General features: G+C 65.0%; 13 protein-coding genes and 1 pseudogene. 3 read left to right on the top strand and 11 right to left on the bottom strand.

Features of this window, described 5'->3' with window-relative positions; genetic code table 11:
* Positions 1-30: 30 nt before the first annotated feature.
* The 9 genes and pseudogenes from ACVJ19_RS18875 to ACVJ19_RS18835 all read right to left on the bottom strand — a co-directional run bounded on the left by ACVJ19_RS18875 (position 31) and on the right by ACVJ19_RS18835 (position 6910).
* On the bottom strand, positions 31-318 hold the full coding sequence (locus tag ACVJ19_RS18875) for a hypothetical protein (RefSeq protein WP_453950527.1): 288 nt from the start codon (positions 316-318) through the stop codon (positions 31-33).
* A 5-nt stretch (positions 319-323) separates the two neighbouring features.
* Complete coding sequence (locus tag ACVJ19_RS18870; RefSeq protein ID WP_453950526.1) at positions 324-536, bottom strand: hypothetical protein; 213 nt, start codon at positions 534-536, stop codon at positions 324-326.
* A gap of 90 nt (positions 537-626) precedes the next feature.
* The gene (locus tag ACVJ19_RS18865) at positions 627-1382 is read right to left on the bottom strand and encodes a hypothetical protein (protein WP_453950525.1); all 756 of its coding nucleotides are present in this window, start codon (positions 1380-1382) and stop codon (positions 627-629) included.
* Positions 1379-2314, bottom strand: a complete 936-nt coding sequence (locus ACVJ19_RS18860; RefSeq protein ID WP_453950524.1) for a DUF7146 domain-containing protein — start codon at positions 2312-2314, stop codon at positions 1379-1381. Before ACVJ19_RS18860 ends, ACVJ19_RS18865 begins: the two co-directional genes overlap by 4 nt.
* Positions 2315-2446: 132 nt before the next feature.
* The gene (locus ACVJ19_RS18855; RefSeq protein WP_453950523.1) at positions 2447-3130 is read right to left on the bottom strand and encodes a hypothetical protein; all 684 of its coding nucleotides are present in this window, start codon (positions 3128-3130) and stop codon (positions 2447-2449) included.
* Between the two features lie 72 nt (positions 3131-3202).
* Positions 3203-3490: a hypothetical protein gene (locus ACVJ19_RS18850; protein WP_453950522.1), complete on the bottom strand. Its 288-nt coding sequence runs from the start codon at positions 3488-3490 to the stop codon at positions 3203-3205.
* A 130-nt stretch (positions 3491-3620) separates the two neighbouring features.
* On the bottom strand, positions 3621-3914 hold the full coding sequence (locus ACVJ19_RS18845; RefSeq protein ID WP_453950521.1) for a hypothetical protein: 294 nt from the start codon (positions 3912-3914) through the stop codon (positions 3621-3623).
* Positions 3915-4016: 102 nt separating this feature from the next.
* Positions 4017-4469 carry a hypothetical protein gene (locus tag ACVJ19_RS18840; protein WP_453950520.1) on the bottom strand — a complete coding sequence of 151 codons (453 nt, stop codon included), beginning with the start codon at positions 4467-4469 and terminating at the stop codon, positions 4017-4019.
* Positions 4470-4628: 159 nt separating this feature from the next.
* Positions 4629-6910, bottom strand: a pseudogene (locus ACVJ19_RS18835) (fused MFS/spermidine synthase).
* 259 nt (positions 6911-7169) lie between these two features.
* Between ACVJ19_RS18835 and ACVJ19_RS18830 the strand changes: the two are divergent.
* Positions 7170-8780 carry a phytoene desaturase family protein gene (locus tag ACVJ19_RS18830; RefSeq protein WP_453950518.1) on the top strand — a complete coding sequence of 537 codons (1611 nt, stop codon included), beginning with the start codon at positions 7170-7172 and terminating at the stop codon, positions 8778-8780.
* A gap of 264 nt (positions 8781-9044) precedes the next feature.
* Here the strand turns inward: ACVJ19_RS18830 and ACVJ19_RS18825 are convergent, their stop codons facing one another.
* A complete protein-coding gene (locus ACVJ19_RS18825) occupies positions 9045-9200 on the bottom strand; it encodes a Flp family type IVb pilin (protein ID WP_092021903.1) in 156 nt (51 codons plus the stop codon).
* A gap of 163 nt (positions 9201-9363) precedes the next feature.
* On the opposite strand from ACVJ19_RS18825, the gene ACVJ19_RS18820 reads away from it, so the two are divergent.
* The gene (locus ACVJ19_RS18820; RefSeq protein ID WP_453950517.1) at positions 9364-10251 is read left to right on the top strand and encodes a 50S ribosomal protein L11 methyltransferase; all 888 of its coding nucleotides are present in this window, start codon (positions 9364-9366) and stop codon (positions 10249-10251) included.
* Positions 10252-10372: 121 nt separating this feature from the next.
* Here the strand turns inward: ACVJ19_RS18820 and ACVJ19_RS18815 are convergent, their stop codons facing one another.
* The gene (locus tag ACVJ19_RS18815) at positions 10373-10552 is read right to left on the bottom strand and encodes a hypothetical protein (RefSeq protein ID WP_453950516.1); all 180 of its coding nucleotides are present in this window, start codon (positions 10550-10552) and stop codon (positions 10373-10375) included.
* 185 nt (positions 10553-10737) lie between these two features.
* Here ACVJ19_RS18815 and ACVJ19_RS18810 point away from each other — a divergent pair, with 185 nt between their 5' ends.
* The gene (locus ACVJ19_RS18810; protein WP_453950515.1) at positions 10738-12567 is read left to right on the top strand and encodes an aminopeptidase P family protein; all 1830 of its coding nucleotides are present in this window, start codon (positions 10738-10740) and stop codon (positions 12565-12567) included.
* Positions 12568-12831 lie beyond the last annotated feature (264 nt).

The raw sequence follows: 12831 nt of genomic DNA, 5'->3' as shown, positions 1-12831 counted from the left end.
CACCCGCCCCGACCGGGCGAGCGTGATCGATCACGTTTTGCCGCGCTCGGCGAGATACAAGCGCGCCCACCGCAGGACGATCTCAGTGAGATCGGCGTTGACCTTCTTTCGGTTGCGCGTGGCGCGTTCGGCGGCCTCCGCAGTCATCTTGGCGTCGATGTTACGAGCCTTCAGCGCCGCGTAGACCGTCTCCCCGGCGCGGACCGTGTGGAGTTTGATACGCTTCTGCTCGCGGGCTCGACGACGGGCCTCGGCGAGCCGGTGCAGCTCGCGCTTGCGGGCCGTATCATCGGAGCGCAATGGCGGGCGGCGAAGCATCGGAGTTAGCGGCGGTTCAGTTTAATAAAACCATCCCAGCTCATCTTGCACTCGGGATTGGTCGCGATGCGTTCAGCAACAACGCTCGCAGTCTTCAGGATGTCCGGATCGGCACTATTGGCAAAAGCTCTGCGCGCCTCGTCCATCATGGTCTGATAGTCGAAAGCGGCCAGACTGGCGCGCTCGCGAAGTTCGGCCACTCGGTCGCGGTTGGTCATGGCGCACGCTCCGCACCCGCTCTCTCTCCCATCCCTTCAGGAGGTGTCACACCCGTCACACCCGTCACGGGCTGCTGGTCCGGGGCGATCTCAAAGAAGCGGTGGAGAGCATCTCTTGTGACGTCTGTGACGCCTGTGACGCCCTCCAGAGGGTACGGAGAGAGAGGCGGCAAATAGCGCCGCCAAGCGTCGGCAAGCTCGCCGAGCAGGTAGCCCCGGCACTGATCGCCGCCGGGCACCGCACGCAACACTTTCGGCCCGGCATCGTAGTCGCCGACCCGCCAGCGCGACGGCAGCAAAGCTCTCGATCTCTTCGGTCTCGACGGTCTTGCCGCGCACGACGCAGCGGCCGAAGGTCGCGCCGCGTCGATGCCCGGAATTCAAAAACGACCTGACGTCCTCATGCTCGTTTTTGACCTTCGGGCCGAAGAGAGCATCGATCTCGTCGAACAGGATCGACGGCGGACCGCTCTCTTCATCGCCGCATTTCCTGAACAGGTAGGCTGGCGACACGTTCGTGACATTGATCGGGTTTGGCACCAGCAACTCGGTCACTTCCAGTGCGCGCGACTTGCCGCATTCCGGCTCCGGCGAGAGGAACGCGAGGCGAGGTGTGCTTTCCCATGCTCGCATCAGGTGACAATGAGGAACCCACAACGTGTGCGCCACGCTCGCGTGCCCGGAGGGATAGCTTACGAAACGGCCCAGAAACTTGCGCACGTCATCGAGCAACGCCGCCGCTGTCTGTTTGCGATGCGCCTTGTCATGCCTCGCGCGCACGGCGTCCGCACCATCGGTGCGCAGTGTGTCGTTGACGTCGGGCTTCTTGGTCTTGAGCGTCTTCACAGCGCGCCCTCCAGCGTGATCTCGATGGATCGGCCGCGCAGCCCGGCGGCGAGCTTGCGAGCGTTGTCCTGACCGGCCTTATCGTCATCGGCGAAGATGGTGAGCGTCTCGACATAGCCGGGGATGACGTCGGCGAGCATGGGGAGCTGGGCCGCCGATCCGGCGGCCCAGGTACCGAGACCTGTAGCCTCGTGAACCGACAGCGCGTCCTCGATGCCCTCGGTGATGGCGAGGCCGAGCAGGTCGTTCGGCGGCGCGAGCACGATGGGCAAGCCGACTTCGATGATGTTGCCGTCATCGTCGAACCGTTCTTCAACCGGACGCCCGACGATGATCTTGGACGACTTTCCGTCCGGCATCTCGGCTTTGCCGGTGCCGTCATCCTTCAGCTTCGTCAGATGCACGGCCTCGACCTTGCGCGGAGCCGCGAGCACCCCCGGCTCGATCTCGTCTGGCACTCCGAAGGCCGCGATCATTGCCGGATGATATTGGCCGTTGCCCGGCAGGAAGCCGAGCGTCGAGGGCAAAGCGCAGGCAATGCCTCGCGCGCGTAAATAGGTCTCAGCGATGGTGCCGGTGATCGGTTGACGCCGCGACCAGAGCCAGCGAGCCTTGTCATGCTGGCGGCGTTCGTGATCGTCGGCGCGCGTCTTGTTTCTAATCCTGACATTGTCATGGTTAGGAACACGAGCGCTTCGGTCGTCGAGCAGCCTGCGCCGACGAAGCTCGTCGAGCACGTCACGCGGATCGCAGCCGCCATAACAATGGACCAGCACGCGCGTCTCGCCGTCGCCGATGCGCAAGGATGGCGACCGATCACCGCGACCCTTGCCATGCGACGGCACCGGGCACGGCACCAGCCAGCCGCCATCGCCGAGCCGTTGCGCTCGCTTGCCGCCAAGAGCTGTTGCGATCTGTGCTGCGGTGTTCACGGCGAGGGTCTCCCTCTTGAAACGGGAGCCGGGCCGGGGAGTACGGTCTGGGCCTTCGTCGGTGCCCGGCCATCCCCGGTCGGCTCAAGAAGTGCCCTCGGCCGCAAGCAGCTCGGCCGGGGGTTTTTCGTGTCAGCGTGGCTTGGGCGTCAACAATTGCTCAACAAGGCCGCTCGGAAATTCGAGACAATACTCGTCATCCATCCAGACGCTGCGTTGCCAGAGCGTGCGCGACGTTCCGTTCTTGCGAGCGAGGTGTTCGAACGCTGCGGGGACGATAAGCCTCCAGCCCGCGTAGCGATCAGCGGTCATCTTCAGAAACCGCGCCATGCTGTAGTTGAATTGCGGTTGGTCGTCGGCGCGGCACAGCGTGAAGGTCTTTGCCTCAAGGTCGCGCCGATACTCCGGTGCAGTGTAGACCTCGTTGCCATCCCAACCCGCCATGCAGATGCCGAAGTCGAAGCGGGCGAGGTTGTCCTGCATACCGAGCGGTCTCCGCCGGTCGTAGTCATCGTAGGGCCGCTTCAGTCCAATCAAGCAGACCGGGATTTCCTCGTCGGCCTTTTCAAACTTGGCCACCCGCTCGACGGCGGGATCGGAGAACATCGCGTATTGCTTCCATTCTCCAACCTTGACGAAGCCGTACTGCGACCGCATCAGTGCCGCAGCCTCGTCGGTGCAGTCGGCGTCGAGAAACAGATCGACGTCCCTGATCGGCCGCTCCAGCAGCGTGTCGCGCACGGCACCGCCAGCGATATGTGCGGTAGGACAGATGCTCCTGATCGCGCCGAGAATTGGGTTATAGCGTTCCAACATTTTGCGTCTCCTGTTCTGCTGTTGAGGCTGAGAAGGAAAAGGCGTCGCCCTCGCGAGCGACGCCCAGTGCTGTTAGTGCAGACGTTGAGTTGTCGGTGCGGTGGCGCGGTCCAGCGCCGCGAACACGCGCTCGGCACCGAGCCGCTCGATGGTGCGGTCGGCCTGCCGGTCGTAGGCGACCGCCACAAAGCGGACGGCACGGTCGGCCTGCTGTTCGGTAAAGTTGGTGACTATGATCCTGCCGGACTTCAGATCGTCGGCGATGGCCGCAAGCTCGGAGGTGGAAGCGCACCTGATCTTCCGGTCGAGCTGGCGGCCGGTGAGATAGACACCGGCATCGTTCAGTTGTAATGAAGGCACTGTAAGTCTCCTTTTGATCTTGACCGGGTGCCCTTTCCTCGTTTCCACCGATGAGGGTCACCCGGTCGTCCAAGCCGACAGTTTGTGAATTCCACACGAGGGCCTGCCGACATCGCCCGCGCGCGGCAACCTATGCGGCGGCCTCCTTCTGTGCCTTAGCGTCAGCCTCGCGCTCGGCGCGCCAGCGGGCGGCGGCTTCGAACGAGATCAGACGTCGCCTTTTGCCGGTGAGGATGCAGTCCGGTGCCTTGTCCTCTTTCAGCAGTTCGTAGAACGTGTCGCGGTTGAGGTTGTGGGCATGGCAGAACTGATCGACGGACATCGCGAGCGTGGGGATGTTGTCCATCCGAAGGCGCTTCGGCGTGGCTGCCTTCTTGCGCGGCTTCCGCTTGCGTGCGGGCATGCTGGTGCGTTTGCGGGCCATGGGGTCCACCTCACCTCCGTTGTGCAGAGCTATCGGCTGTTGTCGATGTGTGTGATGAAACGCCCGATGACGGGTTCGCGCAATTACAACAACTAGTAAAAACTAGTTTTTGGTTTTCGCCATCGCGGCGCGGATCGTGCCGAGCGAGGCGCTGATGTCGAGCTTGTCCTTCGCCCAGTTCTGCAGATGCCGCTCGACATCCTTCTTCAGCTTGCCGGGGAGCTGCTTCTCGTACCTGTGCTGTTCTTGCTGAAGCCGGTTAGTCTGCTTCGGCGTGAATGACGGCGGACGTCCGCCAGCATGTTTGCTTTTAACTGGCGATGGTGCAGCGGTGACAAGAGGCGCTAATGCAGGCGAGTGATCCAGTCTCGATAGTGCCGTGCGATCAAGCTCGACAAGCGGCGGGTGCGACGGCAACCGGCTAAACGCCTCTTTCAGTTTCCGCCGTTCGTCGTCCGGCAATGGCGGTCCGGTGTAGACGAGCGTGCGCGGCGGCTGCTCCGGTTCGGCCGCCTTCATCTGCGTGGTTGCCTTGCTCGGCTTCTTCTTGCTCACCGGCTTTGCTCGCCTGCTTCACTTGCCGCATCTTAGTTTGTCGGCGTGTGTCGGCTAGTGCCGGTTAGTATCGGCCGGGTTTTAGGACCTCCCTAGGACTTTTGCCGAAAAGCCGAGCAATATCAAAGCGCTTCTTTGCCCCATCCGGGCTACGGACCATCACTCCCCGTCCCTCAAACGCCGGTACAGCGCGCCCAGAATGTTGGAGTAATCGTCGGTCCAGACCCGCACCCGGTCGTCCGCTTCGGTCTGCTCCCACGACTTGGAAGCGGCGAGCTTGCCGACATCTTCCTCCTCGCGCGCGGAGATGACGACGTCGGTCGAGAAGATGTAGTCGGAATCGCGGCCCGAATCCTCGTTGAAGACCCAGCTCTTGAGATCATTGGCGTCGGCGATGCCGACCACGACGGTCTCGAGATCGAGGTGGCGGTTGGAGACGTGCATCACCACCGCGCCGTGCGGCGCGAGCTTGTCCTTGTAGATCTTCATCGCCTCTTCGGTCGCAAGATGGATCGGGATCGCATCGGACGAATAGGCATCGACGATGATGAGATCGTAGGCGCCGTCCGGCTCCTTGGCGAAGGTGAGGCGCGCGTCCCCGATCACCGGCTTCATGTCCGGCAGGCAGCTCGAGATGTAGCGGAACTTTTTGGGGTCACGCGCCGCATCCACCATCGACTGGTCGATCTCGAAAAATTTCCAGTCCTCGCCGGGTTCGGCGGCGCAGGCGAGCGTGCCCGAGCCGACGCCGATCGCGGCGACCTTGAGCGGCGACCCCTTGCGCTCGCGGATCGCGGTGACGGCCTGACCGATGCCGCCATCCTTGTGATAATAGGTGATCGGCTCGGGCCGGCCGGTGACCGGCGTGCCGTCATTGTTGCGGAAGCGTTCGGCGCCGTGGATGGTGGTGCCGTGCATCAGCACGTGGAAATAGCCGCCGGGCGTCTCCACGATCTTGTGCACGCCGAAGAAGCTGCGCACCGTGGTGACGCGGCCCTCGTCCGCCGGATAGACCCGGATCAACGCCAGCGCCAGCGCGACGGTGGCAAAGATCTTCCAGCGTCCGGCATTGAGCGCCAGCGTCAGCAGCGCGGCGAGCACGCCGACGGAGCCGGCGACCCAGACGCGGTGATCCTCGAACCAGGTCGAGAGCTCGCCCGTGGTGGTAGACGGCACGATCAGCGCCACCGCGAGCGCGGCGAGCGCCAGCCAGTACCATCTCACGATGCCGGCGAGGCGCTCGTTCGCGGACGGGCGGCACAGCGCGGCGAGCGCGATCAGGATCGGATATTCGGCGATCCAGGAGAAGGTGAAGGGCGCAACGAGGCCAGCAAAGAGGCCGCCGACCATGCCGCCGAACGACAGCGCGACATAGAAGCCGGTGAGATATCTGGCGGCCGGCCGCGTCCGCGCCAGCTCGCCGTGACAGGCCATGGCGATGACGAAGAAGCACAATTGGTGACCGCCGAGCGTCAGCAGCAGGTTCTGCTCGCCGCCGAAAGCGAGCAGGACGACGACGCGCCCGCGATCGCGACCGGCTGGAGCATCAGCATCCATTTGTGCGGCAGCAGCGGCCGCGACTGGAACACCACCACCCATGTCAGCAGGTACAGCGACAGCGGCAGCACCCAGAGCAGCGGCGCCGCCGCGACGTCGGTCGAGATGTGCGCGGTGACCGCGATCAGCAGGCCGGACGGCACCGCGGCGAGGAAGATCCAGCGCAGCCGCGTCAGGAAGCCTGGCGCCGGCGCATTGACGTCCTCGGTTCGCGCGTCAGCCACCGCCAGTTGCGGTGAGCGCAGCAGCAGCACACCGCAGGCGGCGATCAGGAGGATCAGCACGCCATAGCCCGCCGTCCAGAACCGGTTCTGCGTGTGCAGCGTGAACATCGGCTCGAGCAGGAAGGGATAGGACAACAGCGCCAGGAAGCTGCCGATGTTGGAGGAGGCATAGAGGAAATAGGGATCGTGCCCGGCGGGGTGACCGGTGCGGACGAACCAGGCCTGCAGCAGCGGATTGTTGGCAGCCAGCGCGAAGAACGGCAGCCCGATCGAGACCACGAACAGGCCGAGCAGCCAGAACGCATAGCCCGAGGCCGGCGGCTCACCATAGGCGGTGGCGATGCCGAGCGGCAGCGTGGCGAAGGCCGCGATCAGCAGCACCAGATGCACCGCGACCGGAAGGATGCGGTTCCTCGCCTGCATCAACAGATGCGCATAGGCATAGCCCGCCAGCAGCAGCGACTGGAAGAACACCATCGCCACCGACCACACCGCCGGCGAGCCGCCGAGCCGGGGCAGCACCATCTTCGTGAACAGCGGCTGCACCGAGAACAGCAGCAGCGCGCTGACGAAGATCGCAGCGGTGTAGACCGTCAACAGCAGCCGGTTGCGCGACGACGACGGCTGCTCCGTGGCGGCGGGTTGCACGATCGAATCCATGAAAACTCCGGCAAAAGCGTTTTCCAGCAAAGTGGGCACTGGTTCGCGCGAGAAAACGCGTCGGATAACTCCCCGGCGGGCGCCGGACGGGGTGCAATGGAGCACACCGCGCCTGAACGGGCAATAAAGGGGCTCGTGATGTTGCAGCGACGAATGCTTGATATAGAGATGTCATTCCGGGGCGCCTCGAAGAGGCGAGCCCGGAACCTCGAGATTCCGGGTTCGCGCTTCGCGCGCCCCGGAATGACATCAGGGAATCATGACCGAAACTGACGTCGTCATCATCGGCGCTGGCCATAACGGCCTCACCTGCGCGGCTTATCTCGCGAGCGCGGGCCTGCGTGTGCGCGTGGTCGAACGGCGCAAGGTGGTCGGCGGGGCCGCCGTGACAGAGGAGTTTCACCCCGGCTTTCGCAATTCGGTCGCGGCCTACACCGTGAGCCTGCTCAATCCGCAGGTGATCGGTGACCTCAAGCTGGCCGAGCACGGCCTGCGCGTGGTCGAACGTCGTGCGCAGAATTTCCTGCCCGCGCCCGACGGCAGCTATCTCCTCACCGGCGAGGGGCGGACCAAAGCGTCCGTCGCGCGGCTCAGCGCGCATGACGCGGAGGCGCTCGACGGGTTCTCGCGCGAGCTCGAAGACATCGCCGACGTGCTCCGGCAATTCGTGCTGCGCGCGCCGCCGAACCTGCTCGACGGCTTCGGCACGAACGCGATCCGCGAGGCCGTGAACGCATTGCAGAGCGCCAACATTTTGCGTGGCCTGACGCTGGAGCAAAGCCGCAGCCTGCTCGATCTGTTCACGCGATCGGCCGGCGAGATGCTCGACGAGCGGTTCGAGCACGATCTCGTCAAGGCGCTGTTCGGCTTCGATGCCATCGTCGGCAACTACGCCAGCCCTTATGCCGCCGGCTCGGCCTATGTGATGCTGCATCACGCCTTCGGCGAGGTGAACGGCAAGAAGGGCGTCTGGGGCCATGCCATCGGCGGCATGGGCGCGATCACCCAGGCGATGGCGCGCGCCGCCAGGGATCGCGGCGTTACGATCGACACCGAGGCGGGCGTGCGCGAGGTGATCGTCGAGCGCGACCGCGCGGTCGGCGTGGTGCTGGAGAACGGCGAGACGATCCGCGCGAAATATGTCGCGGCCAACGTCAATCCAAAGCTGCTGTATACGCGGCTGATCGCGGCCGATGCGCTGCCCCAGGACTTCCTCGCCCGCATCAGGCACTGGAAGAACGGCTCCGGCACCTTCCGCATGAACGTGGCGCTGGACCGCCTCCCCTCCTTCACGGCGCTATCAGGCGAGGGCGATCACCTCACCTCCGGCATCATCATCGCGCCAAGCCTTCCCTACATGGACCGCGCGTATCTCGATGCGCGCGCGCAGGGCTGGAGCCGGCAGCCCGTCGTCGAGATGTTGATCCCCTCGACGCTCGACGACACGCTGGCGCCGGCCGGCAAGCACGTAGCCAGCCTGTTCTGCCAGCACGTCGCGCCGGAGTTGCCCGATGGAAAGTCGTGGGACGACCATCGCGACGAGGTCGCCGATCTCATGATCGCGACGGTGGACAACTACGCGCCGGGCTTTGCGTCGAGCGTGCTCGGCCGCCAGATCCTCTCCCCGCTCGATCTCGAGCGGCAGTTCGGCCTGCTAGGGGGCGACATCTTCCATGGCGCGCTGACGCTGAACCAGCTGTTCTCGGCACGGCCGATGCTGGGCCATGCCGATTATCGCGGCCCTCTGAAGGGTCTCTATCACTGCGGCTCCGGCGCCCACCCCGGCGGCGGCGTCACCGGCGCCCCCGGCCACAACGCCGCGCGCGTGATCCTGCGGGACCACCGCGCGCTGTTTGGAAGCCGTGGATAGGGCTGTGGATGGGCTGTGGACAGGCTGTCGAGATGTCTGTGGTCGGCCGGGGAACCCGATCCGGACATGGTGGGGAAAGGGCGGTGGATAACCGCGGGACAGCTGGGGGATGAGGCGGTGGACGACGCCTTGATAAAGGGCGGACGTCCTGTGGACATCGCCGAGCCCCTAAACGACCTCGCCCGCCGGGGGCAATTCCCCGCGCGGGCGCTCGTCTGGATTTCTATGAAGAAAGTGGCCCCCGCTGGAAATCGGAGGCGGAAATTACTTCAAGGAGCTGCTAATCGAACCGAACTTGTCGTTCATCGTGCTGCCCAGGCTGTTCACCACGGTGATGATCGCCAGAGCGATACCGGCCGCGATCAGGCCGTATTCGATTGCGGTCGCACCGGATTCGTCGGACCAGAATTTCAAAACCATGCGCTTCAAGACGTGCCTCCGTTTCAATCACAAGCTGTGTTGGCCAACCCCAACAGCCGCAAATCTACGGGGTGCGACCTTCGGTCCAGTTAATCTCGAGATTCAACTTATGCGGAAAATTGCACGCAAAAGTTCCCAAAATTGAGCCGATGGAACCCTGAGGATGCAGCCTTCCCCCACCCACCGCGCCAGCTTCTCGATCGGCACCGAGGCCGCCGCAAGGCGCGTTGTCGATGTACTCACCGAGGTGTTTTTCGAGGGCGACGCAGCGGTCGCCGCGTTCGAACGGCCGAACGGCCAGTGGGACGTCACGCTGCATTTCGCCGAGCCGCCGGACCAGGCGTGGCTGCGCGAACTCATTGTAACTTCTGCAGGAAATGAGATTGCCGACACGCTTGCCTTCGACACCGTCGAGGCCAAGGACTGGGTCAAGGCGAGCCTGGAGGATCTGGTCCCGGTGCCGGCCGGGCGCTTCGTCGTGCACGGCAGCCATGATCGCGACCGCGTCGCGCCGAACAAGCTCAAGATCGAGATCGAGGCGGCGCTCGCCTTCGGCACCGGCCATCACGGCACCACGCGCGGCTGTTTACTCCTGCTTGACCATGTCCTGAAGAGTTCCCGTCCGCGCAACGTGCTCGACCTCGGCACCGGAACCGGCGTGCTGGCCATCGCGGCGGCGAAGGCGCTGCATCGCGCGGTGCTGGCTTCCGACATCGACCCGCCCTCGGTGCGGGTGGCGGCCGAGAACGGCCGGCTCAATGAAGTCGGCCACCATGTGCGGGTGATCCGCGCCACCGGCTTTGCCGCGCCGGATTTTGCCAGGGCCGGCCCGTTCGACCTGGTGCTGGCCAACATCCTCGCCAACCCGCTGCGGCAGCTGGCGAGCCCGATGGCGCGGCACCTCGCGCCCGGCGCCCGCGTCATCCTCTCCGGCCTGTTGACGCATCAGGCGCCCGCGGTGATCGCGGCGTACCGCGCACGGGGCCTCGTGCCATTGCGGCACCTGCGGATCGAGGGGTGGAGCAGTCTGTTGTTGCGGAAGGTGGGGTAAACGAGGTGCCGTAGGGTGGGCAAAGCGCAAGCGTGCCCACCATTTCGTCCGCAAATCCGGAAAGCATGGTGGGCACGGCGCTTTGCGCCTTTGCCCACCCCACGGCATCGTCATCACCGCGCTACTCCGTCGGCTTCTCGTCCCGGCGCACGACGCGCTCGCCCTGCAGGGCGCGCCTCGCACGACGCTCGGCGAAACGGTTGATCATCTGGCTGATGAGGCCGCGCGGCTTCTTAGGTAGCGCCGCGGCCGGGGCGCGGCGCACCGGCGGCGAGATCTTCTCAAACGTGAACGCTGGCATCGTGTGTCCCCTCGCCGTTGAGATGAACCACTTGCTCGAATTTCCCTGTTATCCGGACGAAGCTCAACTGCCGCATCCCTTACTCCACTCATTCGAATGGAACATTTTCAAGCACAGTCCATGCCAGATGCGATGCAAATGCGTCTAGATTGCGGACCGATGCCCATGATCCTAGAGTGATCCACATGTTCGAAGCGCACTTCCAGACATTCGAGGAGCCTGAGGCCGGCGTCGCGTTGACGGCGCGCCTTGCCGCGCTCCGCGAAGAACTCGCCCGCCGCAAGCTGACCGGCTTCGTCATTCCGCGCGCCGACCAGCAGCAGAACGAATATGTGGCACCCTCGGAAGAGCGGCTGGCCTGGCTGACCGGCTTCACCGGTTCGGCGGGCTTTGCGGTGGTTCTGACCCGCGAGGCCGCATTGTTCGTCGATGGCCGCTACACGCTGCAGGCGGCCAAGCAGGTCGATGCCAAGGCCTGGGCGGTGGAATCGCTGATCGATCCGCCGCCGGAAAACTGGGTGTCGGCGCATCTGAAGGCAGGCGATCGCCTCGGATTTGATCCGTGGCTGCACACTTTTGCGGCAGCCGAGCGCCTGTCCGCCGCCTGCGCCAAGGCCGGCGCCGAGCTCGTCGCCGTCGACGGCAATCCGGTCGATGCGATCTGGCAGGACCGGCCGCAGCCGCCGCTTGCCCCCGTCGCCGTGCACAGCCTCCAGCATGCCGGCGTCACCGAAGCCGAGAAGCTGACGCAGGTCAGGGCCGAGATCGCCAAGCTCGGCACCGATGCGCTGGTGCTGTCGGACAGCCATGCGGTGGCCTGGACCTTCAACATCCGCGGCGCCGACGTCGCGCACACGCCGCTGCCGCTGTCCTATGCGCTGGTGCCGAAGGACGGCCGCCCCACCATCTTCATCGACCAGCGCAAGCTCTCCAACCTCTCGCGCGATCATCTCGAACAGTCCGCCGACGTGCGCGAGCCCGATGCGATGGCGCCGACGCTGATGGCGCTCGCCAAGAGCGGCGCGGCGATCGCGCTCGACAATGCCACCGCAGCCGACGCGCTGAGCCGCCTGATCGCCGGCGCCGGCGGCAAGCCGGTGCGCGGCAGCGATCCGATTGCATTGCTGAAGGCGGTCAAGAACGCGACCGAGATCAAGGGCACGAAGACGGCCCATGTGCGCGACGCCGTGGCGCTGGCGCGCTTCCTCGCATGGGTCGATCGCGAGGCACCAAGCGGCAAGCTCACCGAGATCGACGCGGTGGAAGCGCTGGAGACGTTCCGCCGCGACACCGGCGCGCTGAAGGACGTCTCGTTCCCGACCATCTCGGGCACCGGCCCGAACGGCGCCATCGTGCACTACCGCGTCACCCGCAAGAGCAACCGGCGGATCGCGCCCGGCGATCTCCTGCTGATCGATTCCGGCGCGCAATATGAGGACGGCACCACCGACGTCACCCGCACCATGGCGGTCGGCGAGCCCACGGCCGAGATGCGCGATCGCTTCACCCGCGTGCTGCGCGGCCATATCGCGATCGCGCGCGCGATCTTCCCCGACGGCACCACCGGCGCACAGCTCGACACGCTGGCGCGGCAATATCTCTGGGCCGCCGGCGTCGATTTCGAGCACGGCACCGGCCATGGCGTCGGCAGCTATCTTTCGGTGCATGAGGGGCCGGCCCGGATCTCGAAGCTCGGCATCACGCCGCTGAAGCGCGGCATGATCCTCTCCAACGAGCCCGGCTACTACAAGACCGACGGGTTCGGCATCCGCATCGAGAACCTCGAGCTCGTCGTCGCCGCCGAGATCAAGGGCGCCGAGAAGCCGATGAACGCGTTCGAGACGCTGACCCTGGCGCCGATCGACCGCCGGCTGATCGACGTGACGATGCTGAGCAAGGACGAGCTCGACTGGCTCAATGCCTACCATGCGCGCGTGAGGGCCGAGGTGCGGCCGGCGCTGGACGAGGCGACGAAGGCGTGGCTCGATCAGGCGACGGCGGAGCTGAAGGCGTAGCGCGCATAGTGCCACGCGATTTTCGCAAGGCTGCTTCTCCAACATGACTGTCATGCCCCGCCTAGTGCGCAATTGCGCACGGGGGCGGGGCATCCAGTATTCCAGAGGCAGCAAACGTATCCGGATAAGTCACGGCGTACTGGATTCCCCGCCTTCGCGGGGAATGACACCTGTAGCGCGGCATGAGCAACGCGCCCAATCGGTCGCCATCGCGCCCTCATCATAACCGTCCCGGAATCCGTATAGCCGCATTCCGAAACGCCG

The sequence above is a fragment of the Bradyrhizobium sp. USDA 376 genome, from assembly GCF_054063675.1.
This window is presented reverse-complemented; position numbering and strand designations above follow the sequence as displayed.

Bases quoted from the DNA above. Each gene is read 5' to 3' on its own strand.
- ACVJ19_RS18875 (WP_453950527.1), bottom strand. From the start codon at position 318: ATGCTTCGCCGCCCGCCATTGCGCTCCGATGATACGGCCCGCAAGCGC.
- ACVJ19_RS18870 (WP_453950526.1), bottom strand. From the start codon at position 536: ATGACCAACCGCGACCGAGTGGCCGAACTTCGCGAGCGCGCCAGTCTG.
- ACVJ19_RS18855 (WP_453950523.1), bottom strand. From the start codon at position 3,130: ATGTTGGAACGCTATAACCCAATTCTCGGCGCGATCAGGAGCATCTGT.
- ACVJ19_RS18845 (WP_453950521.1), bottom strand. From the start codon at position 3,914: ATGGCCCGCAAACGCACCAGCATGCCCGCACGCAAGCGGAAGCCGCGC.
- ACVJ19_RS18830 (WP_453950518.1), top strand. From the start codon at position 7,170: ATGACCGAAACTGACGTCGTCATCATCGGCGCTGGCCATAACGGCCTC.
- ACVJ19_RS18825 (WP_092021903.1), bottom strand. From the start codon at position 9,200: ATGGTTTTGAAATTCTGGTCCGACGAATCCGGTGCGACCGCAATCGAA.
- ACVJ19_RS18820 (WP_453950517.1), top strand. From the start codon at position 9,364: ATGCAGCCTTCCCCCACCCACCGCGCCAGCTTCTCGATCGGCACCGAG.
- ACVJ19_RS18815 (WP_453950516.1), bottom strand. From the start codon at position 10,552: ATGCCAGCGTTCACGTTTGAGAAGATCTCGCCGCCGGTGCGCCGCGCC.
- ACVJ19_RS18810 (WP_453950515.1), top strand. From the start codon at position 10,738: ATGTTCGAAGCGCACTTCCAGACATTCGAGGAGCCTGAGGCCGGCGTC.